We start from the raw sequence: 26,416 nt of genomic DNA on the forward strand, positions 1-26,416 counted from the left end.
AATAGTATTAAAATGAAAAGAGGCGATTAGATAATGAAAGAAGAAATTATGGAGCGCTTTACTACATATGTAAAAATTGATACCCAGTCAAATGATGATTCTAATGCTACTCCTTCCACTCCCGGCCAGTGGGATCTTATTAATCTCCTGGCAGACGAATTGACAAAAATTGGTATGGAAGAAGTGGAAACCGATAAAAATGGCTATTTAATGGCCACTCTTCCATCGAATACCACTAAAGAAATCCCAACAATCGGATTCCTGGCGCACGTTGATACTGCAACCGACTTTACCGGGAAAAACGTTCAGCCACAAATAGTGGATAACTTTGATGGCAATGATTTAATTCTAAACGAGAAACTTAATGTTGTCCTTTCTTCTAAAGAGTTTCCTGAACTTTCCGGCTATAAAGGACATACACTAATTACCACAGATGGAACAACGTTACTGGGTGCCGATAACAAAGCAGGCATTGCAGAGATTATGACTGCTATGAATTATTTAATACAGCATCCTGAAATAAAACATGGAAAAATACGGGTAGCCTTTACCCCTGATGAAGAAATTGGCCGCGGACCGCATAAATTTGATGTGGAGAGATTTAACGCTGCATATGCCTATACAATTGATGGCGGACCACTCGGTGAATTGCAATATGAAAGTTTTAATGCCGCTGCAGCAAAGGTGACGTTTAAAGGAAATAGTGTGCATCCCGGTACGGCCAAAAACAAAATGGTCAATTCAGGCACCGTAGCGGCGGAGTTCATTCGTAAATTCCCAGAGAATGAAACACCTGAGCAAACAGAGGGTTATGAAGGATTCTATCATCTAATTTCGATTAATGGTGATGTGGAAAAAACAAAGCTTTACTATATAATCCGCGATCATGATAGACAGAAATTTGAGGACAGGAAAAATACACTGGAACGATTTGTCCAAGAGATGAAAGAAGCCTATGGTGATTCATCTGTTGATCTGGAGATGGCTGATCAATATTATAATATGGGTGAGAAAATCGAACCCGTTAAGGAAATAGTCGATATTGCAAGCCAGGCAATGAGGAATTTGGACATTGAACCAATCATTGAACCTATTCGCGGTGGAACAGATGGGTCGCAACTGTCCTTCATGGGATTGCCGACTCCAAATGTTTTTACTGGTGGCGAGAATTTCCATGGCAAGTTCGAATATATTTCCGTGGATAATATGGAAAAGGCTACAAATGTAATCGTAGAAATTTGTAAATTATCCGCAGCTGAATGATGATCAAAATAAAGCCGGCACCTATAAATTATAGGAACTGGCTTTATTTTTTTATGGTTAAGGACTGGATGTATCACCTTAGGTTCACTTTTTTCAGCTTCCCGCCCTTCTGTATATAAATTGCATTTTGAATCGGTATTTTGAACCGTTTTTTTGAACCTTTCTGAATGAATCGTATATTATTTTTTACTGTCATTGTTCTGTTAAATGTGAGAAAATAAATAAAGCTTTTCACTTCTGCTATTCACTCCAACTAACATCATGAATGTAGCAGATTATAAGGAGAGAAAGAGAATGAACAAAAAGACTTTAACGATTACCTTACTGATTCTGACGATATCAGGCATTCTGGCTGCCTGTTCAGGTATTGATCAAACGTTTGATCAATCTGACCAAAAGCCCGAGGGTACGCCTTCCAGTACGGAACAACCTGGAGAAAAGGAACTCGATCCGGACGAAAAGGACCTAACTGTTCCAGAGGGAGCATTGCAAAAGAAAGATGAAGGAGATCAAGTAAAACTTCTGCAATCAGCATTAAACACAATCGGATATAGCGTCCATGAAAATGGACTATTTGACGAAACGACTACTTGGGCCATCACGGATTTTCAATTACAGCAGGATTCACTGTTAGTTTCCGGCATATATGATGAACCTACAAAAAAGGCACTGAAGAAAACGATAGAGGCAAATGAAACGATTACTGCTGGCGCCGGACTGCCGCAGCAAGCAGAACCCGCTGTTACAGATGCAGGGACTGAAGTTATAGCAAATCCGTATGACCAGATTGCCTTGATCAATAAAGAACATGCCCTTCCAGCAGATTATATCCCGGAAGATTTAGTTATACCAGATGTCCCATTCCCATTTGCTGAAGACCTTCCAAAAAAACAGATGCGTGAGGCGGCAGCTAAGTCGCTGGAACAGCTTTTCAATAAGGCTGATGAGGCAGGATTGGAATTATATGCGCAATCCGGTTATCGCTCCTATGAGAGACAGGATGCCATTTTTGCTTCCAATGTACTTAAGCACGGGGAAGAAGAAGCCAATACTTTCAGTGCACGTCCGGGTGAAAGCGAGCACCAATCTGGTCTGACAATGGATATAACCAGTCCGAATGTCAATTTTGACTTAATCACGGAATTCGGGGAGACAGAAGAAGGTAAATGGATTCAGGAAAATGCTGCAGAATTCGGCTTTATTATCCGATTCCCAGAAGGAAAAGAAGAAATTACAAAGTATCAATACGAACCATGGCATCTTCGCTTTGTTGGCAAAAAGGCTGCAAAAGAAATAATGTCACAAGGAATTACGTTAGAAGAATATTTAAATTAAGACCTTGCTCCAAACCATGGATAAAAGCTGATGTTAAAATAAATTAAATGCTGATAAACGGCCGGGAAATGCTTATATTATCCAAAAAACACTGATATATCACTAAAATAGGCTGATATCTACGTAACACTTTATATTTAGCCATCAAATGGAAAACAGCAATCCTTCAAAAAATAGCCAGTTGATTTAACAATCCTGTTCATGATGAGCAGGATTTTTTTATGAGTAAATTTTTAAAATGGGGGAATTCAACACTATGTGAAAAAAATATTTCAGGGAATGTTCCCCTTTTATTAATAAACATAGACTTCCTGAAAAGGCTGGTGTTAGGCATGTTTGGCGTGACAGACTTTTTAAAATTAGCAATTTCCGTATTTATCATTTTGCCTGTTGTATCGCTTATAAGAGAAATGGGATATTTCATAACAGGAAAGATATTTGGAGCCAAGGAACCCTCTATCACCGTTGGATCGGGGCCATATTTCTTCAAATTTTGGATTTTTGAAGTTAGAAGATTTTATTTCATGTATAGCTGGTGTCATTATGAATCTTTGAAAAGAGATTCCAGATTCGCTCACATCATCATTTATTCATCTCCAATCATTTCCAATCTTATTGTCGCTTTGGTAATCAATTCATTGTTGGCTGATGGGGTATTGGAGAATGAAACATTTTGGAATCAGTATGTTTTTTATGCCTTTTACTTTTTGCTTTTTGATGCCATTCCAATGTATTATCCGGATGGACAGCCAAGTAACGGAAGAGTTGTCTATGACTTGATTCGTTACGGGAAGAAAAGTGATTTCAAACGAAATGGTTATCAAATGGATGCCATAAAAGAAGATGATGAAAAAGTGGACGATGACGAGAATGAAAAATAGGCCGAATAAATGTGTCAAATGAAATCTGCCCATTGAAAAAGGCTGAAAACGGCAGAGGGGGGCGGATTCCCTTACAGTTTGTTCTGGGACTCCGTTTTCTCTGATAATGACAGCTCAATTTGGCGATCCAGTTCGCGGATACGTCCAAGTGCCTCCTGGTCATCAATCGTTTTATAATGATGATTCCCTCCGTATTCTTCATCGGCTTCATCAGCCATAGCCACTACCTGCTGCAACGGGTTTAATTTCAATTCCCCCTTTGGGAGGTATGAATCGGTATGGAGTAAAATGGCGACTGCTATTTCCTTGGCGGCATGACGCTCCTCCCCAATACGGATGAGCAGTTTGTGTGCCCGGCTCGATCCCTTAATCGCATGGATGTCATTTTCCTTGTATAGCTCATAGTCCCATTCTCCATCTCGATACCATGTATAATGTCCAATGTCATGCAGCAGTGCAGCTTTGGTTGCATGGTCAGGGTTTACATTAAATTCCTTGGAAAAGATAAAGGCATATTCCGCCACTGCAACAGCATGGGCAATTCCAGATCTTTTTAAATATTTTTGTGTTATTGGATGAATGAAAACCTGCTCAAGTGTAACCTTTCTCATAAGACTTACTCCTTTCACTAAATTGAATCACAAAGCCAGAATCCTTCTATAATCTACTTTCCTGTTTCCTGAATTGTTGAAACCTGATACTTAGCAGTAAGCAATCGATTTCTTTGTATCAGTATTGCAACACTATATATATTCATACACATTTCTCTGAAATTTGATTGTACTCGATTACTAAAAAAGCACAAGATTCATAAATCTGCACTTATCATCAAAATTCTTCTAAAAATCTTCTATTACACGTTCAGTTATCTGACCATCCTTTTCACAACGGTAATAGCACCCCTTTTTCACATCCACCAGTGCAAGTGCCGCCTGGCCAGCTTGAAACGTTCCGTTGCCAAGATCACATTGGACGAACTGACCTTTTTTATGGACGGTGCTAACCGGATTATGTCCCCGGTATATATATTTACCTTCAGTCCATTTCTGAAGGATATCTTCATTCAATTCCAGCAGTTCCTTTTGATTTATCCAAACAATATCCCTTGGCTGGTTCTCTTTAGATTCCCCAATATTGATACCAGCATGTGTATAAATCCCATACTCATCTTCATAGATAAGCGGTAATGTCTCAAGCCATATGGCATATTCTTCAGCAGTATCCCATCCCCTATCGGAACCAAAAACCTTCTTAAAACTGGAAATCGTTTGATCGCCGCCAAATTCCATCCACATTGGTGATAATTCATTCATAAACCAAATCATCATTTCTTCATGATTTCCAATTAAAACATGAACCATATCCGGAAACGATTCATGATGCTGTTTCGCCCATTGCAGTACCTGTGCACTTTGCGAACCGCGGTTGATCATATCTCCTCCAATAATTAATTTATCCCCAGCAGGGTTATATTCAACATATTGAAGTAATTCCATAAATGATTTAAAATCCCCATGAATATCGCTAGTATAGAACGTTCTCATATAGTCGCTCCTTTTTTCTGCTATTCAAATCGCTTTATTCCAATTTTTCGCTTTAACCAATGATTCATTTTTCTTGAGAGAAAATGTTTTCGTTGTTAAAGGAAAACTCGAAAATTCAGAAACCCGAAAATAACCGATTGCTTTTCAGCCCCCAATTCGATACAATTTAAATGATAATAGTTATCAATTAAATTTATATATAGGGGTATTTTATATGCAAAATTCTGAACTTGCAAGAATTATTCGGGAAAGACGCGCCATCAAAAGCGGCTATAATGATAAAGAAGTCACTGAGGATATGGTGGTTAGACTTTTGGAAGACGCCATCTGGGCCCCGAATCATGGAATGAGACAGCCCTGGAGATTTATTTTTGTTGGAAATGGGCAAAGAAACAGCTTTGCTGCAAAGGTAGCCTCCACCTATCCTGAAGAAAGACAAAAGAACAGGGAAGATTATCTGAATGTACCAAACGCTATTCTTGTTGTTATTATGGAAGAATCGGATATTCCAAAACAATGGGAAGAAAACTATGGGGCAACCGCATCCATGATACAGAACTTCTGGTTACTGGCGTGGGAAGCAGGACTTGGAGTTGTTTGGAAAACCAACCCCCATATTTATGACCCGAAAGTGAAAGAAATACTTAATGTTGGTGAGAATGAGAAGATAATCGGCTTCCTCCACCTTGGATATTTTGATGAGATACCGGTCAGGAAAGATAGAATTTCCATCAAAGACAAATTCACTCGATTTAAAGGTTAATTTTATATAATTGGCTGAAGACGCTAAGCAGCACCTTCAGCCTTTTCACTATTTTCCCTGCCTTTTTTTGGCCTCTTTATAATCCGCTTCTGTTATCTCCCCGCGTTTCAATCTTTCATCAAGTATTGTCAGGGAATCCTTATTCCTGGCATGAGATTTTGTCGCGCGAAACTTGCTTAATATGATAATGAGTACTATCAGCAGAAGAATGGACAGTACAATTCTAACGATTAATTCGACAGGCATTCCTTATCACCTCATTGATTATTTTCCCCTTTTTCCAGAAGACTAATCCACAGAAAGCTGTAATTTTCCGATACCTGAGCAATTTTTGCTTAATTATCGGAATTATTTATTTAAAACCCTTGACATTCATTTCTTAATCTTTTAGTATTGATTTCAATAACTTAATCAATTGAGCTATGATGAAGAGTAGTAATTTATCGGAACACTCTAGAGAGCTGGTGGTTGGTGAGAACCAGCGTGATTCCAATAGATGAATGGACTTCTGAGCTTCCAAACCGAACCAATAAATTTATGCAGTAGGCTTTGGCGAACATGTCTCATCGTTATACGAGACGAATATTAAGCATTGCTTGATATTGCTAAAGTGAGCTGTTTGCAGCTAATAAAGGTGGTACCACGGTCCCTCGTCCTTTTCGGATGAGGGACCTTTTTGTCTGTTTTATGGGCAACTTGAATATCCGCTTGTAAAAAATAAAATAATCAAATCGTCGAGTAAGAGTAGTAGATAGTGACAGCGCGTTATAGAGAGCTGGTTATGGTGGAATTCCAGTACGCGGGTCGTTATTGAATGGACTTACGAGAGGTTTTCACAAAGAATCGGGCACCTACCTGATTTGAGTAGGAAAACACGGATCTCCAACGTTATATGGATAGGATATCGGATATTACAGATAATGCACCGCATCGCCCATAGGCTTGCAGCAAAACCTGTGAGATCCCGTATCTGAAGAAGATGAAAAGGTTTCTTTTCAAGTGAGGTGGCACCGCGGTCACATACGTCCTCAACAAACACAAATGATTTGTGTTTGTTGAGGACTTTTTTTATTTTCCAAAAAAGCTGAACGGAGTGAGAGAAATGCACAAGGCCAAACCATCATTTAACTATTCGAAAGTAAATGCCAATGGCTTAACCCCCATTCAAGTATTCAGGAATTTACCAGGCAGCAAAAAGTTTCTGCTGGAAAGCACCTTTCAGCATGACCAAAAGGGAAAATACTCATTTTTGGGTATGAACCCTTATGAAGAGGTCATCGGATATGATAACAAAACTGAAATAATCGATTCCATAGATGGACGAATTGACATAATAGACAAAAATGCACTTCATTATCTTCAACAGCATCTCCCAAAGATCGATGCGATGCTTCCTCTTCCCTTTTACGGTGGGGCAATCGGATATATCGGCTACGATTCTATCCGGCAATTTGAGGATATAGGGAATCCGTTACCAGACAATCTGGAGATGCCTGATATTCATTTCATGCTCTATAAGGATATTATTGTCTTCGATCATTCCAGTGATGACATTTATCTGATTGCCATAAACACTGATGAACAGTCATTAGAACAACTGGATGCAAGAGTAAAAGCCATGCAGCCTTTTTTGGCCAAGAATGAAGATTCGTTTGATACCGATTTTGAGAGAATCCGTTTTGAACCTGAAACGACTGAGGAGATCTTCAAGGAGAAGGTCGAGATCGCCAGAGAGCATATACGGAAGGGTGATATTTTTCAAGTAGTCCTTTCACAACGCATGTCGGCAGCAATAGAAGGACACCCAGAATTTCCATTCTCATTTTACCGGAAATTGCGCAAAGCAAATCCGTCTCCTTATATGTTTTACATTGACTTCGGGGATTACTTGATACTTGGCGCTTCACCCGAGAGTTTGGTCCAGACAACAGGAAAAGAAATTGTCACCAATCCGATTGCAGGTACCCGCCCGCGCGGTAGAACGGCAGAAGAGGATGAAGCACTTATGCAGGAACTGCTCGATGATGAAAAGGAAGTAGCTGAGCATCGTATGCTGGTTGATCTGAGCCGCAATGACCTTGGTCGAGTCTGTGAGAGCGGCAGCATTACAATTCCCACCTATATGAAAATAGAAAAATACCAGCATGTCATGCACATTGTATCAGAGGTAAAAGGGAAACTAAGGCAGCATTTATCAGGTCTCGATGCTTTAATCTCATGCCTGCCCGCCGGAACTGTTTCGGGTGCTCCAAAGATCAGCGCCATGCAAATAATCAATACGCTGGAAGAAGTGAAACGAGGTGCTTATGGCGGCGGAATTGGCTATATCAATTTCAACCATGATTTGAACATCGCGTTAACCATCCGCTCCCTTATCATCAAAAATCAGCGCGCACATATACAAGCCGGTGCTGGAATTGTGTTTGATTCCATTCCTGAAAATGAATACCAAGAAACATTAAACAAGGCAAGATCACTTATGGAGGTGCAGGAATTTGATTCTATTAATTGATAACTATGATTCATTCACATTTAATCTCTATCAATATTTTTCAGAATTAAATATGGAGGTAAGAGTTGTCCGCAATGATAAGATATCGCTTGCTGAAATGGAGAACCTCAAGCCCGAAGCGATTGTTATCTCACCTGGACCTGGTGTACCGGAATCGGCAGGAATTTGCATTGCGGTCGTTCAGCGATTTTATCAGACCGTCCCAATACTTGGAATTTGTCTTGGACATCAGGTAATCGGGGAAGCATTGGGCGGAAAGGTACGACCAGCCAAGCAAATCAAGCATGGAAAGACGTCCCTTGTCTCCCATAATGGAACTGGTGCTTTTAACGATTTGCCGAATCCTGTGGAGGTCATGCGTTATCACTCTTATGTTGTTAATCAGGACATATTGCCGGATGGGTTAGAAGTTATTGCACAGGCCCTGGATGATCATGAAATAATGGCAGTTAAACATAAGTCCTATCCGCTTTACGGGTTGCAGTTCCATCCTGAATCCATCGGCACATTGGACGGAAAGCAAATGATTCAGAACTTTTTAGAGGATGTAAAACAGATTCGAAGGGAGCGTTCTACAAATGAAACAGTATCTTAAAAAGGTAATCGGCGGCGAAAGCCTCACCGTAGAAGAGATGAAGGAAGCGGCAAATTACTGTTTTAACGATGAAGTAACCGAGGCAGAAATCGCCAGCCTGTTAACTGCTCTCCAGGCGAAGGGCGAAACGGCAGATGAGATTACAGGGCTTGTCGAGGTTATCCGGGAGAAATCAGCTTTCCAAACAGCTCCCATTCCAGATGCCATCGATAACTGTGGGACGGGTGGCGATCAGTCCAACAGCTTCAATGTCAGTACAACATCTGCATTTGTGATGGCTGGTGCAGGTTTAACGGTTGCAAAGCACGGAAATCGCAGCATTTCGAGCAAAACAGGAAGCGCCGACGTTCTGGAGCACCTAGGTGTTTCCCTGTCCTTTACAAAGGATCACATAGAGGAGATGCTGCTCGAAAATAAAATCGCTTTTCTCTTCGCACCACATGTCCATAAGGCACTAAAACCATTTTCCATTGTTCGCAAAAACCTTGGTTTGCCTACGATTTTCAATGCTATCGGTCCACTGACAAATCCAATTCACCTCGATACACAATTAATCGGAGTATACCGCCGTGAACTGCTCCCGATAATAGCAGAGTCATTGAATAACCTAGGCAGGCGCCGTGCTGTTGTCCTAATGGGTGCCGGTGCCATGGATGAGGCATCGCTTGCCGGGGAGAACCAATTAATTATCTTGGAAAAAGGCGGGTTAACGCAGACAACGCTACATCCAGAAGAAGTTGGGCTTCCAGTATATGCAAATGATAAGATACATGGCGGAAATGCAAGGGAAAATGCCGAAATCCTCCTCTCTGTTCTAAAAGGAAAGCAAGGAGCCTATCTCGATACGGTTTTATTGAATGCCGGTATTGGCCTGTTTACAAACGGCAAGGCTACTACCATCAAAGATGGCATCAGCCTAGCAAGGGAAAGCATTGAAACAGGAGCTGCCTTAGATAGATTGCAGCGCCTGGTAGAATTCAGCAAAAAAATTCCAAGCGGGGTGCATTAACATGACATTTTTAGAAAAGATTTTAGCAGAAAAGGCAAAGGAAGTTTCCAGTTTAAAACAAGAACCGGTACATGAACGTCCCAATAAGAATGTCCCTACCTTTAAGGAACGGATTGCAGCATCTTCCACCATGAACATTATTGCAGAAATCAAGCGTTCATCCCCTTCCAAAGGTGCTATTCAAATGGATGTAGACCCCATTGAACAGGCAAGGCAATACCAGCAGGCTGGTGCTGCAGCTATCTCAGTATTGACCGATAGGCCGTTTTTCAATGGTTCTCTAGATGATCTTCGGGCAGTCAGAGATGTAGTGGATATTCCGATTCTCTGTAAAGACTTTATCATTGATCCGATACAAATTGATCATGCCCATGCTTCCGGGGCAAACATCATTCTGCTTATCGTGGCCGCCTTGTCCGATGAGGAATTCAAAAGACTTTATGAATATGCCAAGAAGTTAGATTTGGAAGTACTTTGCGAAGTGCACAATAAGGAAGAAATGACGCGGGCACTTGATGTAAAACCAGAAATCATCGGAATCAACAACCGAAATTTAAAAACATTTGATGTTGACCTCCGAACCACAGAGCAGCTTTCCTCTCTGGTACAGGATTATAATATAACCCTTATTAGCGAGAGCGGTATGAAGACAAAACAAGACGTGCAGCGGGCTGCAGCTGCAGGAGCGGAAGCCGTTCTTGTCGGTGAAACACTGATGAAGGCAGACAATTTGAAAGATGCCTTCTTGCAATTCCAAGTCCCATTACCGGTGAAAGGAGTCCGATAATCGTGCTGGTTAAAATATGCGGAATTACTTCCCTGGAATCCGCCACAACAGCGGCAGATGCAGGAGCCGATTTCATTGGCTTTGTATTCGCGAATAGCAAGCGGAAAATATCACCTGAAAAGGCTGCCTCCATTGCCCATTCCCTCCCTGCTTCCGTTCAGAAGATTGGCGTTTTCGTAAACGAAACAGCTGCCTATATGAACGAAACAGCTAAGACGGTGGGCCTGGACATGATTCAGCTCCATGGCGAGGAACCAGCAGAAACGGCTGAACAGCTGACATATCCGATTATCAAAGCATTTCCTGCAAATATAGATACATTGCAAGAAATCAATCAGTATCCATGCGATTACTTTCTATTGGATACCCCACGTGCATCCAGCCGCGGAGGAAGTGGTGTTCCATTTGATTGGAGTATATTGGAAAACCTTCGTTTGGATCAAAGCAAATTCATTCTCGCAGGAGGACTCACCCCGGAAAATATCGGAATTGCCATTCATACAGTAAAACCTGCAGCAGTTGATGTTTCAAGCGGAGTTGAAACAAATGGTAAAAAAGATCCACTGAAAATCAGGCAATTTATTACCAGAGCTAAACAGACACGAAAGGATGAGTTGCAATGACAGCATATACTATGCCAGATACGACAGGAAAATATGGAGATTTTGGCGGAAGGTTCATTCCAGAATTATTGATGCCCGCAGTTCTTGAACTGGAAGAAGCATATGAAACGGCCATCAAAGATCCGGAATTCATCAATGAACTAAATGATTATCTAAAGCAATATGTCGGCAGGGAAACACCCTTGTATTTCGCCGAACAATTGACCAAAAAATTAGGAGGCGCACAAGTATTCCTCAAAAGAGAGGACCTAAACCATACCGGCGCCCATAAGATCAACAATACAATCGGGCAAGCTCTCTTAACGGTCCGGATGGGAAAGAAAAAGGTGGTTGCCGAGACCGGAGCCGGCCAGCATGGTGTCGCTACTGCTACAGTCTGTGCACTGCTCGGTCTGGAGTGTATTGTCTTTATGGGTGAAGAAGATATCCGCCGGCAGAAACTCAATGTATTTCGCATGGAACTCTTGGGCGCAAAAATCCAGAGTGTTTCCCAGGGTAGCGGCACTCTGAAGGATGCTGTCAATGAGGCATTGCGCTATTGGGTCAATCATGTGGAAGATACCCATTATATTATCGGATCCGTTGTTGGCCCACATCCATTCCCTAAAATTGTCCGTGATTTCCAATCGGTCATTGGCAACGAAACAAAGGAACAAATTGTCGAACAGACCGGCAGTCTCCCGGAAGCAGTCATTGCCTGTGTCGGCGGCGGCAGCAATGCAATGGGAATGTTTTATCCTTTCATCGAAAACAAAGAAGTAAAATTATATGGCGTTGAAGCAGGTGGTGCGGGTATCGACACCAATAAACATGCGGCAACTCTAACCGGCGGCAATATTGGAGTACTGCACGGAACCCTGACATATCTGCTTCAGGATCAGCACGGCCAGATTGAAGAAGCATTCTCTATCTCAGCTGGTCTTGACTATCCTGGGATCGGACCAGAGCACAGCCACTTGCATGAAACAAAACGAGTCACCTATACATCCATCACCGATGAAGAAGCACTGGATGCTTTTCAATACCTTTCCAAAACAGAAGGTATCATTCCAGCTTTGGAAAGTGCACATGCAGTTGCATATGCAATGAAGCTTGCACCAGAAATGTCACCAAATGAGAAGATTGTAATCTGCCTCTCAGGTCGTGGTGATAAGGATGTCGAACAGGTTAAGGACCGGATTGGAGGAAAAGTATAATGGGGAAAGCAAGGTTAGAAAAAATTTAAAAGACAGAATGGAATCAAAGGAAAATATTTTCATACCTTATATCATGGCCGGTGACGGCGGTCTCGGCATACTGGAGGAACGGATTAGCTTTTTAGAGGAGTGCGGCGCATCAGCCATTGAAGTCGGTATCCCCTTTTCTGACCCGGTTGCGGATGGTCCAGTAATTCAGGATGCTGGCATTCGCGCATTAAAAAATGACACGACATTGTCAGGGGTTATAGAAACATTACAATCCTTTAAGGATAGCCGCAGCATTCCGATTATCATGATGACTTATCTTAATCCTGTCTATGCATACGGGCTAGATAGGTTCATAAGTGACTGTGCGGCAGCAGATGTAGATGGCATCATCATCCCGGATATGCCAATGGAGGAAGAAAACATTTTGGCAGAGTCACTGAGTGAGCATGGAATCGCATTTATCCGGCTTGCAGCAATGACAAGTCCCCTTAATCGCTTAACAGCGCTCGCCCAGCGATCGGAAGGCTTTCTTTATGCAGTCGCGGTAAATGGTACAACCGGTGTACGCACATCACATGATGAAAGGGTAAAAGCATATCTAAGCAATTTAAAGGAACATAGTCACGTTCCGGTATTGGCAGGGTTTGGTGTCTCTAATTCCGGGCAGGCACATGCATTGAGCAATCATTGCGATGGGGTAATTGTTGGGAGTAAAATTGTCGAACTCCTGCACGAAGGAAAAGATGAAGAAGTAAAAGCATTTATTCAAGAGTCCATAAAGCTTGAAATTCCGAGCTGATTATAGTTGTGAGCCAAGCCAAGTGCTCCGCCTGCTGCAGTGGCAAGGAGTCCATAAAGCTTGAGATCCCGAGCTGATTATAGTTGTGAGCCCCATTCTCCTTATTGGATCGGGGCTCATTTTACTTACCCGGAAAGAAAATGATAGCTATTTTTGACCCAGCGCTAGCCTGTAAGCGATTCCCATGCCCGTTGAAGGCAAAGCGGCTTTTCCATACCATTAACTCTCTTCTGCGATTCTGCCGATTACCGAGGGGGAGCTCTCTTTCCGCGATTCTGCTGTTTATTCCGCGCTTTCGCTGATTTTTCCGCGCTTCTGCTGTTTATTCCGCGATTCTACTGTTTATTCCGCGCTTCCTACGTTTTTTCCGCGCTTCTGACGATTATTCCGCGCTTCCGCCACTTTTTCCGCGCTTCTGACGATTATTCCGCGCTTCCGCCACTTTTTCCGCGCTTCTGCTGATTATTACGCGGGTTCGCTGTTTTTTCCGCGCTTCCGCGTGGTGGACCACCTTCAACTGCGAAAAAAAAGAAGCCAGTGACTGCTGACCTCTCTAAAATCATGGGTGGGTGGATAAAATCTATTACAAGTTTTGTCTAGATTTACTATATGTATATGACTGCTTGATTCCATAAGGCACGTCATACACACCAATGTATACGTACATTTTCAGTAAAAACCTTTAGACAAGATCTGCTTAAGGATGCTTTATTCCTTTTCATCTCAATCTGGGTCCGCTTTATATTTCCGCTCGCTTTGCGATTCATCTTTCGTTTTCGTTTTTTTCTTTTCATCTTTCATTTCTATTTTCAAGTCTTCCATAGGAATATCATCTGCAAATTTTTGATTATCGAAACTGTCCAGCTTCGTTCTTTCTTCTTCATTCCATTTGGTATTCTCTTTTTTCGGTGATTTTTTATCGTCATTGCGCATTTGTTCTCACCTCAATTTTATCATTTTTATTCTAATATCCTTTCTGATAAGATTGTAAACATATTTCATGGTGGAATAACGGAGCAATGATATACTAAATAATAATTTGGAGGGATTGCAATGAGGGAATTTGAAGAATTAACAACCATAAATCATATAGAAGATTTTATAGGCAGCCACCAGCTATCCTTCTTGTATATTTCTCGTCCAAACTGCAGTGTGTGCCATGGATTGCTTCCACAAGTACGCCAATTGATGGGAGAATATCCGGAAATAGCACTGGGGCATATTAATGCAGAGGCAGTCGAGCAAGTGGCTGGCCGCTTCTCCATTTTCACTGTTCCTGTTCTTCTTCTCTTTGTGAATGGAAAAGAGTACGTACGAGAGGTCCGTATTGTTCATATGGATTTGTTCAAAGAGAAACTGAACAAGATATATAAAAATGTGATTGGATAAAAGTCCAATCACATTTTTAATCTTCCATTCAATTATGAAACTCAATTAATCTCCAGATCATGAAAATATAATCCATAATCCATATTCTCCTGTACTGGATTTTTCATTTCAATCGTACCTTCAAATAAGGATTCTCCTGTTTTCAAGTCCGCAATGGAAATCACTGCGTCAGTTCCCATTGCCGCAAAGGGACTGATTATATAGAGTTTGTCATTCTCTATTTTATACAGGGATTGATAATCAGGAAGGCTATCGGATAACGGAATTGTTTGTTTCGTCTCCAGCTCTTTCGTTTCATGATTATAGGCAGCGACTTCCAAACCCTCGTCTGTTTCGTGTGTGAGATAGAAAGTATCTCCACTATTGTAAACTAGTAAATTCTCCAGTAGCTCTTCCTGTATCTCGAGGGTCTCTTGCTTGCTCGTTACGATGTCATAAACAATTAGTTCACTTTCTATCGTTTCATAAGTAGATTGCCATTCGTCAATAACTTTTTCCTGCAGCGTCTTCTTAACTATTCCAATCTTTGTATTTCGATCTGCATTCTCAGACTGTTCTACGAGGCTTAATTCCATTTGCTGATCTGATGATTCACCATCTGTTTTTGCGATGACCTCATCATTGACTATCTTCTGATCTGCGAGATTTACCTGATAGACATGATATTCCACTTGTTCAGCATAATCTGTTTGATCATCATAGTAGAAGTTGTTTGTTAATATCTTCATATCTCCATCGTCAATATAGACCTTTTCTACCGAAACGCTGTGGTACCTTTCACTCTCTGGCAGCTTTATATTAAAGGAATAATGCTTCTCTGTATCTTTATCCAAGACACTAATATCGAGGGAAAAGTCAGTTGATTCATAGCTGTTTAATGATGTCTTCATGTCCATATTCACATATGCTATCAATGACGTATCCTCAAAAAATAAATTCTCGCTTTCCGTTTTGCCGCGCATAAAATTCCGATAGTCGGTTTTTAGCCGTTCTATTTCTTCATCTGTATACAGGCTATTAAATTGTCCTAAAAAGGAATTTATCTTCTTATATTCTGTTCCTTCCTTGGTAATTTTTAAATCACTGAACCTGGTGCCAATCTGATAATTGCCAAATAATGCTATCGAATCCAGCTCTTCTTCATTTCCATCAACGGTCTTAAACATAAATTCCGGGTCATCACTTGCTGCCATACTCGATTGAATATAAAACGTTCCGATTACCAGAACGATGACGACTGCAATTGTAACGAGTTTCCAATAACGCTTCATACTTGTCCTCCTCATCAAATCCTGATTTTCTTGGTCAGAAGGAAATGGCTGACCACTATCGATAGCGTCAACACAATGATTCCTGTAACCAGCTGCAATACAAACAATTCCATAGGATAGAAAAATTGATAAAGTATTGTCTCTTGTAAAATGACTGGCAAGAAAAATAGGAGCAGTGCTGCAGCACCATACAATATTCCAACTATAATCCCTTTCCAGCGGTAGCTGCGTTCAATTAAAATAGCGGTAAAAACAACACATACAGCCATCAGTCCAATACCGTAGATAATCATGAATTCAGTAAAACTTTGCGGAAACATAAAATAAAAATTCCGAAGTGATGATGTAATGTCTTGGACTGGCATGTCTGTTCTGAAATCAACAGGTACCATCCATTGGTATAGATAGTTTTCTATAGGAATCAACACCAGCTGCAAGGCGATCAATCCTAGCACCAGCATGAAAATCGTCGTTGCTTTCGCTAGGAATACATTGATTCGGGCGGTCGGCAGCATTAAGAGACGATAGATAAACGTGTTCTTGCCGAACCAGTCCCGATACCAAATAAAAAACATATATATAAGCAACGATATGACACAAAGAAAAATCGGCCCTTCAAACCATAAAGATCTTGCGACATCGGCAAAGGACATGAAACCGTACTGATTTAAAAACTCATCGATGGACATGGAGCCGCCCTGCGTTTTCTCACTTGCAATGCTCAAGTATCTCCTCGCACTAATGAAAACTCCAGTTATTTGCGAAACAATGGTTATCCCGATCAATACCATGTAGATTTTTATAAAACGATTCAGCTCAAAATTAACCAGTTTTAGATATCTGCTCATCCTTGATACACCTCTCTCATCACGTCCACTACAGATTTCCCTTCATTTTCACGAATTTCCTCTGTCAGGAATTCTTTTAATACCACACCATTGTCCAGCAGGATGACTTTATCAATCAGATACTCGATATCATTAATTTCATGGGTTGTGATGATAACTCCGCGGTCTTCAACTAAATGACTCGTAAACACATCTGCAATCTGCTCCCGGCTGAATATATCAATTCCGGAAAATGGTTCATCCATTAAAATATAATCTGCATCCATCGCCAATCCGAGAAGGAGGTTTACTTTTGCTGTATTTCCTTTCGACAGTTCCGATATACGCTCTGTTTCCTTCAATTTAAAGAATTCAAGGATCTCTTCGGCGCGTTCCTGGTTCCAGTGTTCATAAAAATCATTCATAAATTGCATTGCATCTGAGATTTTCATTTGCGGAAGCATCGTTATGGCATCAGGAATATAAGTGATATTTTCATAGGTTTCTTTATGGATTTTTTTCCCGTCTATTAAAATTTGTCCCCCATTAATTGGTGTAAGTGCCATTATTGCATTCAGGATAGTGGTTTTTCCTACCCCATTAATACCGATAAGGCATGTTATCTGTCCCTTTTCCGCCGTGAAGGAGACCTCGTTTAATACTTTTTTCCTGCCATACTTTTTGCTTAGGTCTTTAACTTCTATCATATATATCCCCCCTAATTTCCACTCTCTGTATACTTCCGTTTGATTAGACTTACTAATTCTTCGACTGGGACATCAATTGGACGAATGGATGCGATAAAAGAATCGACGGCTTGAATAATAAGTTCTTCCCTAACCGTTCCGATAATTTTTTCATCCTTTGTAATTCTGCTCGGGTTATTTCCTTCGGTATAGATCAAGCCCTCTACCTCCATTTCCTTGTACGCACGCTGTGCCGTATTCGGATTTATCTTTAACTGATTCGCTAGTTCCCGGCGTGATGGAATTTCCTGTCCCGGCTCAAAATTGCCTGTAGCAATCTGTTCTTTAAAATGCCGAACTACCTGCACATAAACCGGCTCCCGCTTATTAAAACTCACATTCATGGCCCACGCTCCTATATTTTTCTGAGATGCATCTTCATCTTTTATGCTGTATCAACAGGTTAATACACCGACCTCAAAAACCGGTGTATTAAACGTTTAATACGGTCTATGTGTATTATAGTGTTAATACACTTGAAAAGTCAATATTTATTTTTAACATATAATTCGACAAGATATTTCCCAGGAAATTAATTTTCAACAAAATCTGAGATAACACACTCCGACAAACTCCATATTTCACCAAAGACCTTGAGTTATTCCTATGATAAAATGGGAAATAGAAAGATAAAGAAGGAGAAATAAACTATCTATGAAACTCGTATCGTGGAATGTTAACGGAATTCGTGCTTGTGTCAAAAAAGGATTTCTGGATTATTTTAATGAGATTGATGCAGATATCTTCTGTATTCAAGAGTCAAAATTGCAGGAAGGACAAATCAACCTGGAACTGGACGGATACCATCAATATTGGAATTATGCTATCAGGAAAGGATATTCCGGAACTGCCGTTTTTACCAAAAAGAAACCGCTCCATGTTCGATATGGACTGGGAAAGGAAGATAATCAGGAGGAAGGTCGGATTATTACCCTTGAATTTAATGAATTCTTTTTGGTAAATGTCTATACACCAAACTCCAAAAGAGATTTAACGCGTCTTGATTACCGCCTGGAATGGGAAGATGAATTATACAGCTACTTAAGAGAATTAGATGAGGAAAAACCGGTCATCTATTGCGGGGATTTAAATGTCGCCCATCAGGAGATTGATTTAAAGAACCATAAAACAAATCATGGAAATTCCGGATTTACCGCCCAAGAACGCGGGAAGATGACACGTCTATTGGATTCCGGATTTGTCGATACTCTCCGGCATTTTCATCCTGATAAGGAAGGTATCTATTCCTGGTGGTCTTACATGAAAACCATTCGTGAAAGAAATATCGGCTGGCGGATTGATTATTTTATCGTGTCCAAGAGATTGGTGCCATACTTAAAGAATTCTGATGTCCATTCCCTTGTCATGGGAAGCGATCATTGTCCGGTTGCCCTTGATATGGATGACCTTGATTAATGGATTATAAAAGGATGGAGGTATATTCGTTGAAAAAAATTTTCCCCTATATTGCAATTGAAAATTGCAAAGAAGCAGTGGAATACTATCGAAAGCTCTTTGGTGGAGAGATCAAAAATGTACAGCTCGCAGATGGAATAGAGATGTTTAAAGGGCATGAAGGAAAATATATTCATGCAGAATTGCATATCAGTGAAAATTCAGTGCTGCATTTCTCTGATGTATTTCGAGGGAACCATATAATAGGGAATAACATTCTATTGCTTCAAGAACTTGAAAGTGAAGCAGAAATAAATAGAATCTATTCGTCCTTATCGGCAGATGGCAAAGTAGAAATGACGTTGCAGGACACATTCTGGGGTGCCAAGCATGCAGTTGTGAAGGATAAAAACGGGATCTTATGGGAACTTAATTACACAAAGAAATAACAAGAGCCAGGATATTCCTGGCTCTTGTTATTCTTTGCTATTAAAATTTCTGTCCGCCTGATAGATTATTCCCTTCAATAAAGTATTTCTGGAAGAAGAAGAACAGTAATATCATCGGCAATAAGACCGTTGTTGACATTGCCATTAAGTAATGCCATTGTGTGGAAACCTGTCCTTTAAATGTTTGCAATCCTATCTGCAATGTATATAGATTTTCATCTGTCAGATACAGCAATGGTCCTAATAGGTCGTTCCAGGATCCATTAAACGAAAAGATTGCTACAGTAATCAAGGCTGGTTTTACAAGCGGGAGAATGATTTTCCACCAAATCTGAAAATGGTTGGCCCCATCCATTTTCGCGGCATCCACCATTGCCCGCGGTATGGTGCGGATAAACTGGCGCAGCAAAAAGATATAGAACGCACTTCCTAAAAATGCAGGGACAATCAGTGGCAAATAGGTGTTTACCCAGCCAATTTTAGAAAAAATAATATACTGGGGCACCAATGTGACAAAGCCCGGAATCAGCATGGTGGCCATCACCAGACTGAATAATAGTTTCTTCCCCTTAAAACGGATAATGGCGAAACCATAGGCAATAAAGGAGTTTGCCAGAACGCTTCCAATCGTCACGACTCCCGCTATAAATAGCGTATTGATAGTCCATCTCGTAAAGGGAGCGGTCTGCCATGCTGCGATATAGTTGCTGAACTGGAATGATTCCGGAAGAAAAGACGGTGGGTATTGGGCAATTTCTTCTGGGCTTTTTAATGAGGTTGAAATCATCCACCAAACTGGCAGCAATATGACGATGCTTACCCCAATCAAAAGCATATAAATAAAGAAATTTTTAATTCGCAATTTCTTTTTATTTCCAACATAGGTTTGCATTACTCATCACCACTTTCGTAATATACCCATCGCTTACTCATTCTGAAATGAATAAATGTAAACACCATAACAATTATAAACAGAGTCCATGCCATTGCTGATGCATAACCCATATCAAAAACCTCAAAGGCATTATTCCACATATGCAGATTATAGAATAATAACGAGCTCGACGGTCCACCATCTCCATTTTCTGTCATGACATATGCCTCTTGGAAAATTTGGAATGCACCTATTGTAGAGGTAACCACATCAAAAAAGATGATTGGCGTGATCATTGGCAGTGTGATATGGATAAATTTCCGGAATCCACCAGCACCATCGAGTTCTGCCGCCTCATACAGTTCTCCCGGTACATTTTGCATGATGGCTAAGTACAGAAGCATTCCTCCACCAAGACCCCAAAGTTTCATCATGATCAAGGCAGGTTTTGTCCATTCCGGGTCAAATAGCCAGGCAGGACCATCCACACCGAACATAGCCAGGGCCGTATTCACCAGTCCAGTGGATGGGCTCAGCAATTGCATCCACAGAAAGTAAATAGCCACCCCTGATAAAATGGCCGGCAAGTAAATAATCGTTCTGAAATATTTGATGCCTCTGATCTTCTGGCTTAATAATAAAGCTACAAGGATGCCGCCAACAGTCGTTAGAGGAACGGAAAATAGAACAAAGTAGGCAGTATTATACAGGGATGTCCAAAAAAGCGGATCTGCTGTAAACATTTTTATGTAGTTATCCAGTCCAATAAAATTCATTTGAGATGTAATGTTATAATCGGTAAAGCTTGTAATCAAAGAAAACAATAACGGACCTAAGGTGAGTCCAAGCAATCCAATAATCCAGGGCGCAATGAAAATATAACCCCAGATATTTTCCCTGACTGCCAATCTGCTTATTTTCCTTTTTTTGACAGGTTCTTGCTGAACTTTCGGTGTCTCGATTTTCCTCAATGGGGCAGGATGATGATTCAGCTTCTCTTCCTTCCGTAAATTTTCCATTTTATCACCCTCCCAACCTCTTAAAATGTAGGATCCCCCATTGCAAACTAACGAATGGGGGCTCAACCCATGATAATCATTATTTTCGTTTTGAAGCTTCTACGTCTTTCTGCGCTTTTTCCAAGGCTTCTTTTGCAGTCATGTTACCTTCCATAACCTCATCTATATATGGATTCAGAAGGCTTTCGTAGTCCGGATAGGATAGAGAAACCGTGCTGAACGATGTCTGCTCCATACTTTCCAAGGTTTTCTGATATACTTCTTTCGCTTTTCCATCTAGATTTTCCAATGCCTTTTCACTTGCTTCGATATTCGCTACATTATCAAAGTTATTCTCTGCCCAATAGGTCTGGGCTTCTACATCTGTCATATATTCTATAAATTCCATCGAAGCTTCCGGATTCTTTGCACCTTTAGGAATCTCCAGGACAAAGCCTCCTCCTGAACTCCAGTTACCAGTTTCCTCTGTATACGAAGGAATCAATGCTGCTCCATAGTCCATATCACCTGCGAATTGATCTAACTGGGTGAAAAAAGTGCCTGGTTCTATCCACATTGCAACCTTGCCATTAATAAACGGATTTTGCTGCTCACTTCCGAATTCAGCTGACATATTCTGTACGGTTTCTTCACCCAATTCCTTTTTGAAATCAGTGATCCACTCTAATGCTTCCTGTTTGGCCGGGGTATTTATTTTTACTTCGCCATCTTCTATAAAATCGACGTTATCATCTGCATTAATCATCCAGGATGGTGGTCCATAATTCCCCCAGCCAGGATAAAATCCTACTTGCTCATAGTTATCTCCATTTTTTACATTAAGCTTCTCTGCATATTCTTTAAGCTCAGCCCATGTTGCTGGCGGCTGTTCAGGATCAAGCCCGGCCTCTCGGAATGCATCCTTGTTATAGAATAGCAGCCTGGTATCTGTATTGAATGGTACGGCATAGGGCTTGTCCTCATGCTCTACCGTATCCCATAGCTTAGGAACGAATTTATCTTCCAGTCCTTTACTCATCAGTCCACTCAAGTCTTCCACCTGATTATTATCTGCACGGAGAGCGACAGAACGAATATCATTAACGATAACATCTGGCGGGTTGCCTGCAGCGACTGCTGCCAGATTCTTCGTCCAAATATCTCCCCATGGTACATATGTATGCTTCACGACGATTTCATCCTGGGAGTTATTAAAATCATCAATCATCTTTTCAACAATCGGTCTTCTTGTTTCAGATCCCCAAAAAGTCCAAAAATCCAATTCAATTTTGCCATTTGCCTCGCTAGCCTGTTTTTCGTTGGAACAGGCACTCATCACTATCAGTAAAAGAGCACACAGATAAAGGGTCCACTTTTTGTACATTTTACACACTCCTTCTTAATTCCTTATTAGAATTTTCCATTATCTAATGAATAAGTACCCCTTCCTTCTTTTTTAAAACGCGAAAGAGGAGAAGATGGTAAAAAAAACCCGATATTTTTCCTTCGGGCAATATAATTATTTTTTATGGTTCATGCTTTTTTCTGTAAGCTTTCCAAACGACTAGCTTTGCAAAATGGCATAGAAAAAGAGATTTGCCAGAAATATACCGGGCAAATCTCTCATATGTTCAAGACTTCTGTTTAAGAAGATAACCAAACTTACTGCTTTAATTTTTTAAAATAGTCAATAATCCCTAGTGAGCCTACTTGCAAATCAAGGTTGATGAGAATATATACTTCATGTTCATCTTCTATTCCCTTCTCGCGGAGGTGCTGTCTGATCCTTTCCAGCAAACGCTGGGAAATTGTGTCATATCCGCGTCCTTCAAGAACAGCCTGTTCCCCAACATCCATATATACATCAAGCCACTTGGACACTTGATTCAAAGCTTCTTCCGTGTTCTCTGTCATCCCAAAATGTCCATAATAGATCCGATCAAGGTCCTTTTCCCGTATTCGTTTGATAGAAGCTTCCATTTCGTTCGGATTGAAGTGATTCGGTGATGTAGAAGGTAAAAAGAAATCGATACCATTCTGCTGCAGCTGCTGATAACGGACACCAACCGTATCTCCTGTAAACAATCCATTACTAATCGGATCAAAGATACTTAAATGATGCTTTGCATGTCCCGGGGTATCCCAGAATTCCAGCGTGCATTCTGGGCCGATTTGCAGTGTATCCCCTTCCCCTTTAACCACAATCCGATCTTCCGGGACCGGAATGATTGGGTCAAACAGCTCAGAGAAGCTTTCACCATAAATGGCTCTCGCACCAGAGGCAAGCTTTTTTGGGTCAGCCAAATGTCTTTTCCCTCTTGAATGAACAACAATTGTCGCATTTGGACAATCCTTCAGTAATAATCCCGCTCCACCACTGTGGTCCAGATGAATATGCGTTACAATAATGTACCTTACTTCATCCAAGGAATGTCCCAGAGCAGCCAGTCCACTTTTAATATATTTCACAGATGGACTCGGTCCCGTCTCTACAAGCGTCAATTGCTCTTCATTAATCACATATGTTCCCGTACGATGAGACACATCAAGATCAAACCCATCAATCAAATGAATACGGTTATCCAATCGAATAGGATCTTTCTCACGCATTGCTTAACCCCCTTATTATCACTTCACTTATTTTCAATTATATCATATTTTAAAATTTCTGATTATGGTTCCACCTACATAACAAGCTTACTTATAATCCATGGCGCTGCATATAAAACCATAAATTGCACGCCATAATTGACTCCCCATCTATGTAAAACACCAGCAACCAAGCCAATCAGCAGCACGCCGCCAATATTAATTAAACCAGCATCCATATAGGCAAGCATTATCACTAGCGCCAGAAATACTCCAAGCAACGCTTCGTGCGGGATATACCTAAATACAAAGGAACAAATCTGCTGAGAGTATTTGACAGTCACAAAAAATGTCAGCGTAATCGCGATGATTGCTCCAATGACAGTTGCAATCACAAAATCACTCATCGAAAGAATATGATGCAGGTTATGATCCTTTGTGAATACTGGCGGGGCATTGAATAACGCCATTGCAGGTCCTAAAGCTGTTGGGGACAATGGTGCACCGATAGCGATTAAAGGAATTAACGTGCCGGCAATATAGGTGGCATTGGTAACACCATCCATACTGGAAATCGCCCTTGTTGCCTTTTTAATAGGATCTTTTATTCTGCTGGATAGAACTTCACCGAGAAATATCGTCATACCGGCAGGACTCATAAAGAAAGTGATTACTCCAAGTCCAGATGCGAATGCAGATGAGCCAACCTCCTTTTTATCCAGAATCTTAAAGGGATTTGGAAATCCTTTCACTGGTTTTTGCCGCTTCAACACAATATCATTGGTTGTTTTTGACGGAAGATTGCTGCGGATTTCACCATTCAGCAATTCGAGCAGTTTCAAAATAATTGGCCCTATCGTAATCCCAAGGAAAAAGGACGTAAACACAGTAATATCTTCCGGAACAGCCCCGATTCCCCAATATAAATGGCGCAATCCCTGAATAAGCAGGGCAAACGGCACAATTGAGATTAATGAAAGCCACTTATTTTTTGTCATCAGGGCCAGGAAAATGGCACCGCCAAAAAATATCTGACTGGAATATTGGGCTATGGTATCTCCAAAAGGGGCAAGTAAGTTAGCAAGAATTAAACTAAATGGCACTGCAACAATCGTCCCTATTACAGACCCTGATGCCATTTTCCGAATACTTACATCAGGCAGGCCCTTATTCTTAAGTACCATGGCATGTTCAACCATCGGCGCAGATAGCACACCACCCGGTATACCAGCTATTGCAACCGGTATCGAATCCGTCAGTTTTTTGGCAACAATGGCCGATATAAAAAATGCCAGTACCGATATGGGCTGCATACCGGATAATACCAAAATCAGTGTGACCGGCATTAATACTGCTGTTTCATCCGTCCCGGGTGCAATACCAATAATGGTATATAATACCGCTCCAAATACAGAAACTGTTATCAATTCCAAAATCAATGAAATATCCATCTTATTTCTCCTCATCCTCAAATCTAAGCGTACGTTTCGGTTTTATAATAATACTGCTGATTATAAAACCGACGATAACCCCAACCAGGCCATATAAAAGCGGTTTTTGCGGTTCATCTGGAGCAATCAAATATCCTCCCATTGTTGTTGCTGTGCAAATGAACAAACTAAGCAGTAAATCCTTAATATTGATAACGTCTTCCCATACTTCAATATTATTAGCTTGTTTCACAAGTCTCTTCTCTGTTTTTTTATCTGTCATGACATGACTCCTCGCTATAATTCATCAAATAAACAACGGTAAAATTATAACGTTTTTTAATATGAAGAGCAAAACGGAAACAAAGTTGTCCTTTTCTAACGAATAACTTATTGGTTTTTGCAAAAAATATCGTTGACCCATTATAAGGAGGCTATCCCATTGCATAACCAACAGCAAAACCATAATCTGCAAGGTTCTTCACAAATACCCGCTTCCGTAAGTCACGGCGGTCATGAGATGTTTGATGCTCACGAAGCGATTTCAGGTCTTGCAGGCTGTCTGGAACAGTCATTACTTTATGAGCAGCATATTCAGGATCCTGAATTAAAAGCAATACTCCAGAAACAGAAGACATATCTGACCCAAACCTATAACACCATTGTTTCGGTGTTACAAACAGGTCAAGAGCCTAACATTAAAACACAAACCTACAATATGCCGGAAAGCAATAACGTACTTTACGGCATGAAGCCAACTCAGCCAAAGGTACCGGTCCAATCTTCTTCTGAACTGAATGATCAATGTATTTCCAAGTTTATGATGGGCAATTTAAAATCATCTGCCTCCATATTTACGATGTCTGCATTGGAAATGACCAACCCAGTTATGAGAAGAGTGTTTGCAGATAGTGTCCCGAACATCATTGAAATGGCCTATGAAGTATTTCTATATCAAAATAAACACCAGTATTATCAGGTTCCACAATTAAAGGAAGAGGATATGCAAATTTATATGAACAGCTTTTCGCATGTTCAAAATACCATGCCCCACTAGTCAATGAAGGGCTCTCATATGAGAGCCCTTTTTTCATATTCGCTTAAGTCACTCAAGCGTCCTTTTTCATGCTGGACTAGCTCAGTATATGAA

General features: G+C 40.8%; 29 protein-coding genes and 2 other annotated features. Of the genes, 15 read left to right on the forward strand and 14 right to left on the reverse strand.

Annotated features, from left to right (window positions below; genetic code table 11):
• The first annotated feature begins 33 nt into the window (after positions 1-33).
• From pepT to OMHG_RS15720, 3 genes are all read left to right on the forward strand, one after another.
• Entirely contained in the window at positions 34-1,263 is a 1,230-nt protein-coding gene (gene pepT, locus OMHG_RS15710; RefSeq protein ID WP_010651847.1) for a peptidase T, read from the forward strand.
• A 294-nt stretch (positions 1,264-1,557) separates the two neighbouring features.
• Positions 1,558-2,598 (forward strand): D-alanyl-D-alanine carboxypeptidase family protein, encoded by a 1,041-nt coding sequence (locus OMHG_RS15715; RefSeq protein WP_010651848.1) that lies wholly within the window; start codon positions 1,558-1,560, stop codon positions 2,596-2,598.
• Between the two features lie 221 nt (positions 2,599-2,819).
• Positions 2,820-3,479, forward strand: coding sequence for a hypothetical protein (locus tag OMHG_RS15720; protein WP_010651849.1), 660 nt, complete (start codon positions 2,820-2,822; stop codon positions 3,477-3,479).
• Between the two features lie 71 nt (positions 3,480-3,550).
• Here OMHG_RS15720 and OMHG_RS15725 read toward each other — a convergent pair whose 3' ends face one another.
• Positions 3,551-4,090, reverse strand: a complete 540-nt coding sequence (locus OMHG_RS15725) for an HD domain-containing protein (protein ID WP_010651850.1) — start codon at positions 4,088-4,090, stop codon at positions 3,551-3,553.
• Positions 4,091-4,318: 228 nt separating this feature from the next.
• Positions 4,319-5,023 carry a metallophosphoesterase gene (locus OMHG_RS15730; protein ID WP_010651851.1) on the reverse strand — a complete coding sequence of 235 codons (705 nt, stop codon included), beginning with the start codon at positions 5,021-5,023 and terminating at the stop codon, positions 4,319-4,321.
• 214 nt (positions 5,024-5,237) lie between these two features.
• Here OMHG_RS15730 and OMHG_RS15735 point away from each other — a divergent pair, with 214 nt between their 5' ends.
• Positions 5,238-5,786, forward strand: coding sequence for a nitroreductase family protein (locus OMHG_RS15735; protein ID WP_010651852.1), 549 nt, complete (start codon positions 5,238-5,240; stop codon positions 5,784-5,786).
• Between the two features lie 48 nt (positions 5,787-5,834).
• Here OMHG_RS15735 and OMHG_RS15740 read toward each other — a convergent pair whose 3' ends face one another.
• Complete coding sequence (locus OMHG_RS15740) at positions 5,835-6,032, reverse strand: SHOCT domain-containing protein (protein WP_010651853.1); 198 nt, start codon at positions 6,030-6,032, stop codon at positions 5,835-5,837.
• Positions 6,033-6,199: 167 nt separating this feature from the next.
• Positions 6,200-6,447: a binding site (T-box leader), on the forward strand.
• 64 nt (positions 6,448-6,511) lie between these two features.
• Positions 6,512-6,819: a binding site (T-box leader), on the forward strand.
• A gap of 69 nt (positions 6,820-6,888) precedes the next feature.
• Between OMHG_RS15740 and trpE the strand changes: the two genes are divergently transcribed.
• Genes trpE through trpA form a run of 7 tightly spaced genes read left to right on the forward strand, consistent with a single transcriptional unit; the run spans position 6,889 to position 13,298 of the window.
• Positions 6,889-8,298, forward strand: coding sequence for an anthranilate synthase component I (trpE, locus tag OMHG_RS15745; protein ID WP_010651854.1), 1,410 nt, complete (start codon positions 6,889-6,891; stop codon positions 8,296-8,298).
• Positions 8,282-8,893, forward strand: coding sequence for an anthranilate synthase component II (locus tag OMHG_RS15750; RefSeq protein WP_010651855.1), 612 nt, complete (start codon positions 8,282-8,284; stop codon positions 8,891-8,893). The genes trpE and OMHG_RS15750 overlap by 17 nt, the downstream gene beginning before the upstream one ends.
• Positions 8,877-9,902, forward strand: a complete 1,026-nt coding sequence (gene trpD, locus OMHG_RS15755; protein WP_010651856.1) for an anthranilate phosphoribosyltransferase — start codon at positions 8,877-8,879, stop codon at positions 9,900-9,902. Before OMHG_RS15750 ends, trpD begins: the two co-directional genes overlap by 17 nt.
• A 1-nt stretch (position 9,903) precedes the next feature.
• The gene (trpC, locus tag OMHG_RS15760) at positions 9,904-10,689 is read left to right on the forward strand and encodes an indole-3-glycerol phosphate synthase TrpC (protein ID WP_010651857.1); all 786 of its coding nucleotides are present in this window, start codon (positions 9,904-9,906) and stop codon (positions 10,687-10,689) included.
• A gap of 2 nt (positions 10,690-10,691) precedes the next feature.
• Complete coding sequence (locus tag OMHG_RS15765) at positions 10,692-11,312, forward strand: phosphoribosylanthranilate isomerase (RefSeq protein WP_010651858.1); 621 nt, start codon at positions 10,692-10,694, stop codon at positions 11,310-11,312.
• Positions 11,309-12,508, forward strand: coding sequence for a tryptophan synthase subunit beta (gene trpB / locus OMHG_RS15770; protein WP_010651859.1), 1,200 nt, complete (start codon positions 11,309-11,311; stop codon positions 12,506-12,508). The genes OMHG_RS15765 and trpB overlap by 4 nt, the downstream gene beginning before the upstream one ends.
• On the forward strand, positions 12,468-13,298 hold the full coding sequence (gene trpA, locus OMHG_RS15775) for a tryptophan synthase subunit alpha (protein ID WP_081498550.1): 831 nt from the start codon (positions 12,468-12,470) through the stop codon (positions 13,296-13,298). The genes trpB and trpA overlap by 41 nt, the downstream gene beginning before the upstream one ends.
• 723 nt (positions 13,299-14,021) lie before the next feature.
• Here the strand turns inward: trpA and OMHG_RS15780 are convergent.
• A complete protein-coding gene (locus OMHG_RS15780) occupies positions 14,022-14,231 on the reverse strand; it encodes a hypothetical protein (protein ID WP_010651861.1) in 210 nt (69 codons plus the stop codon).
• A 120-nt stretch (positions 14,232-14,351) separates the two neighbouring features.
• Between OMHG_RS15780 and OMHG_RS15785 the strand changes: the two genes are divergently transcribed.
• Entirely contained in the window at positions 14,352-14,687 is a 336-nt protein-coding gene (locus OMHG_RS15785; RefSeq protein WP_010651862.1) for a thioredoxin family protein, read from the forward strand.
• Between the two features lie 41 nt (positions 14,688-14,728).
• Here the strand turns inward: OMHG_RS15785 and OMHG_RS15790 are convergent, their stop codons facing one another.
• From OMHG_RS15790 to OMHG_RS15805, 4 genes are read right to left on the reverse strand one after another with little or no spacing between them, the layout of a single operon-like run.
• A complete protein-coding gene (locus OMHG_RS15790) occupies positions 14,729-15,958 on the reverse strand; it encodes a hypothetical protein (protein ID WP_010651863.1) in 1,230 nt (409 codons plus the stop codon).
• Between the two features lie 14 nt (positions 15,959-15,972).
• Complete coding sequence (locus OMHG_RS15795; RefSeq protein ID WP_010651864.1) at positions 15,973-16,806, reverse strand: hypothetical protein; 834 nt, start codon at positions 16,804-16,806, stop codon at positions 15,973-15,975.
• On the reverse strand, positions 16,803-17,492 hold the full coding sequence (locus OMHG_RS15800; RefSeq protein ID WP_010651865.1) for an ATP-binding cassette domain-containing protein: 690 nt from the start codon (positions 17,490-17,492) through the stop codon (positions 16,803-16,805). Before OMHG_RS15800 ends, OMHG_RS15795 begins: the two co-directional genes overlap by 4 nt.
• 11 nt (positions 17,493-17,503) lie before the next feature.
• A complete protein-coding gene (locus tag OMHG_RS15805) occupies positions 17,504-17,875 on the reverse strand; it encodes a GntR family transcriptional regulator (protein ID WP_010651866.1) in 372 nt (123 codons plus the stop codon).
• A gap of 310 nt (positions 17,876-18,185) precedes the next feature.
• Between OMHG_RS15805 and OMHG_RS15810 the strand changes: the two genes are divergently transcribed.
• Positions 18,186-18,947, forward strand: a complete 762-nt coding sequence (locus OMHG_RS15810; RefSeq protein WP_010651867.1) for an exodeoxyribonuclease III — start codon at positions 18,186-18,188, stop codon at positions 18,945-18,947.
• 29 nt (positions 18,948-18,976) lie between these two features.
• The gene (locus OMHG_RS15815) at positions 18,977-19,375 is read left to right on the forward strand and encodes a VOC family protein (protein WP_044477062.1); all 399 of its coding nucleotides are present in this window, start codon (positions 18,977-18,979) and stop codon (positions 19,373-19,375) included.
• A gap of 40 nt (positions 19,376-19,415) precedes the next feature.
• Here OMHG_RS15815 and OMHG_RS15820 read toward each other — a convergent pair whose 3' ends face one another.
• From OMHG_RS15820 to OMHG_RS15845, 6 genes are all read right to left on the reverse strand, one after another.
• Positions 19,416-20,267 (reverse strand): carbohydrate ABC transporter permease, encoded by an 852-nt coding sequence (locus OMHG_RS15820; RefSeq protein ID WP_010651869.1) that lies wholly within the window; start codon positions 20,265-20,267, stop codon positions 19,416-19,418.
• On the reverse strand, positions 20,267-21,268 hold the full coding sequence (locus tag OMHG_RS15825; RefSeq protein ID WP_010651870.1) for a carbohydrate ABC transporter permease: 1,002 nt from the start codon (positions 21,266-21,268) through the stop codon (positions 20,267-20,269). The genes OMHG_RS15820 and OMHG_RS15825 overlap by 1 nt, the downstream gene beginning before the upstream one ends.
• Before the next feature lie 79 nt (positions 21,269-21,347).
• Positions 21,348-22,631, reverse strand: coding sequence for an ABC transporter substrate-binding protein (locus tag OMHG_RS15830; RefSeq protein ID WP_010651871.1), 1,284 nt, complete (start codon positions 22,629-22,631; stop codon positions 21,348-21,350).
• A gap of 278 nt (positions 22,632-22,909) precedes the next feature.
• Positions 22,910-23,857, reverse strand: coding sequence for an MBL fold metallo-hydrolase (locus OMHG_RS15835; protein ID WP_010651872.1), 948 nt, complete (start codon positions 23,855-23,857; stop codon positions 22,910-22,912).
• A 74-nt stretch (positions 23,858-23,931) separates the two neighbouring features.
• Complete coding sequence (locus tag OMHG_RS15840) at positions 23,932-25,287, reverse strand: tripartite tricarboxylate transporter permease (RefSeq protein WP_010651873.1); 1,356 nt, start codon at positions 25,285-25,287, stop codon at positions 23,932-23,934.
• Between the two features lies 1 nt (position 25,288).
• Positions 25,289-25,549 carry a hypothetical protein gene (locus OMHG_RS15845; RefSeq protein WP_010651874.1) on the reverse strand — a complete coding sequence of 87 codons (261 nt, stop codon included), beginning with the start codon at positions 25,547-25,549 and terminating at the stop codon, positions 25,289-25,291.
• 159 nt (positions 25,550-25,708) lie between these two features.
• On the opposite strand from OMHG_RS15845, the gene OMHG_RS15850 reads away from it, so the two are divergent.
• A complete protein-coding gene (locus OMHG_RS15850) occupies positions 25,709-26,323 on the forward strand; it encodes a spore coat protein (RefSeq protein ID WP_010651875.1) in 615 nt (204 codons plus the stop codon).
• Positions 26,324-26,416: the final 93 nt, after the last annotated feature.

This window comes from Oceanobacillus massiliensis str. N'diop (assembly GCF_000285495.1).
Classification (GTDB): Bacteria; Bacillota; Bacilli; order Bacillales; family Amphibacillaceae; genus Oceanobacillus; species Oceanobacillus massiliensis.

What these genes read in the sequence shown, in the direction of transcription:
- pepT (WP_010651847.1), top strand. Translation starts at nt 34, where the DNA reads ATGAAAGAAGAAATTATGGAGCGCTTTACTACATATGTAAAAATTGAT.
- OMHG_RS15715 (WP_010651848.1), top strand. Translation starts at nt 1,558, where the DNA reads ATGAACAAAAAGACTTTAACGATTACCTTACTGATTCTGACGATATCA.
- OMHG_RS15720 (WP_010651849.1), top strand. Translation starts at nt 2,820, where the DNA reads ATGAGTAAATTTTTAAAATGGGGGAATTCAACACTATGTGAAAAAAAT.
- OMHG_RS15725 (WP_010651850.1), bottom strand. Translation starts at nt 4,090, where the DNA reads ATGAGAAAGGTTACACTTGAGCAGGTTTTCATTCATCCAATAACACAA.
- OMHG_RS15730 (WP_010651851.1), bottom strand. Translation starts at nt 5,023, where the DNA reads ATGAGAACGTTCTATACTAGCGATATTCATGGGGATTTTAAATCATTT.
- OMHG_RS15735 (WP_010651852.1), top strand. Translation starts at nt 5,238, where the DNA reads ATGCAAAATTCTGAACTTGCAAGAATTATTCGGGAAAGACGCGCCATC.
- OMHG_RS15740 (WP_010651853.1), bottom strand. Translation starts at nt 6,032, where the DNA reads ATGCCTGTCGAATTAATCGTTAGAATTGTACTGTCCATTCTTCTGCTG.
- trpE (WP_010651854.1), top strand. Translation starts at nt 6,889, where the DNA reads ATGCACAAGGCCAAACCATCATTTAACTATTCGAAAGTAAATGCCAAT.
- trpD (WP_010651856.1), top strand. Translation starts at nt 8,877, where the DNA reads ATGAAACAGTATCTTAAAAAGGTAATCGGCGGCGAAAGCCTCACCGTA.
- trpC (WP_010651857.1), top strand. Translation starts at nt 9,904, where the DNA reads ATGACATTTTTAGAAAAGATTTTAGCAGAAAAGGCAAAGGAAGTTTCC.
- trpB (WP_010651859.1), top strand. Translation starts at nt 11,309, where the DNA reads ATGACAGCATATACTATGCCAGATACGACAGGAAAATATGGAGATTTT.
- trpA (WP_081498550.1), top strand. Translation starts at nt 12,468, where the DNA reads ATGTCGAACAGGTTAAGGACCGGATTGGAGGAAAAGTATAATGGGGAA.
- OMHG_RS15780 (WP_010651861.1), bottom strand. Translation starts at nt 14,231, where the DNA reads ATGCGCAATGACGATAAAAAATCACCGAAAAAAGAGAATACCAAATGG.
- OMHG_RS15785 (WP_010651862.1), top strand. Translation starts at nt 14,352, where the DNA reads ATGAGGGAATTTGAAGAATTAACAACCATAAATCATATAGAAGATTTT.
- OMHG_RS15790 (WP_010651863.1), bottom strand. Translation starts at nt 15,958, where the DNA reads ATGAAGCGTTATTGGAAACTCGTTACAATTGCAGTCGTCATCGTTCTG.
- OMHG_RS15795 (WP_010651864.1), bottom strand. Translation starts at nt 16,806, where the DNA reads ATGAGCAGATATCTAAAACTGGTTAATTTTGAGCTGAATCGTTTTATA.
- OMHG_RS15800 (WP_010651865.1), bottom strand. Translation starts at nt 17,492, where the DNA reads ATGATAGAAGTTAAAGACCTAAGCAAAAAGTATGGCAGGAAAAAAGTA.
- OMHG_RS15805 (WP_010651866.1), bottom strand. Translation starts at nt 17,875, where the DNA reads ATGAATGTGAGTTTTAATAAGCGGGAGCCGGTTTATGTGCAGGTAGTT.
- OMHG_RS15810 (WP_010651867.1), top strand. Translation starts at nt 18,186, where the DNA reads ATGAAACTCGTATCGTGGAATGTTAACGGAATTCGTGCTTGTGTCAAA.
- OMHG_RS15820 (WP_010651869.1), bottom strand. Translation starts at nt 20,267, where the DNA reads ATGCAAACCTATGTTGGAAATAAAAAGAAATTGCGAATTAAAAATTTC.
- OMHG_RS15825 (WP_010651870.1), bottom strand. Translation starts at nt 21,268, where the DNA reads ATGGAAAATTTACGGAAGGAAGAGAAGCTGAATCATCATCCTGCCCCA.
- OMHG_RS15830 (WP_010651871.1), bottom strand. Translation starts at nt 22,631, where the DNA reads ATGTACAAAAAGTGGACCCTTTATCTGTGTGCTCTTTTACTGATAGTG.
- OMHG_RS15835 (WP_010651872.1), bottom strand. Translation starts at nt 23,857, where the DNA reads ATGCGTGAGAAAGATCCTATTCGATTGGATAACCGTATTCATTTGATT.
- OMHG_RS15840 (WP_010651873.1), bottom strand. Translation starts at nt 25,287, where the DNA reads ATGGATATTTCATTGATTTTGGAATTGATAACAGTTTCTGTATTTGGA.
- OMHG_RS15845 (WP_010651874.1), bottom strand. Translation starts at nt 25,549, where the DNA reads ATGACAGATAAAAAAACAGAGAAGAGACTTGTGAAACAAGCTAATAAT.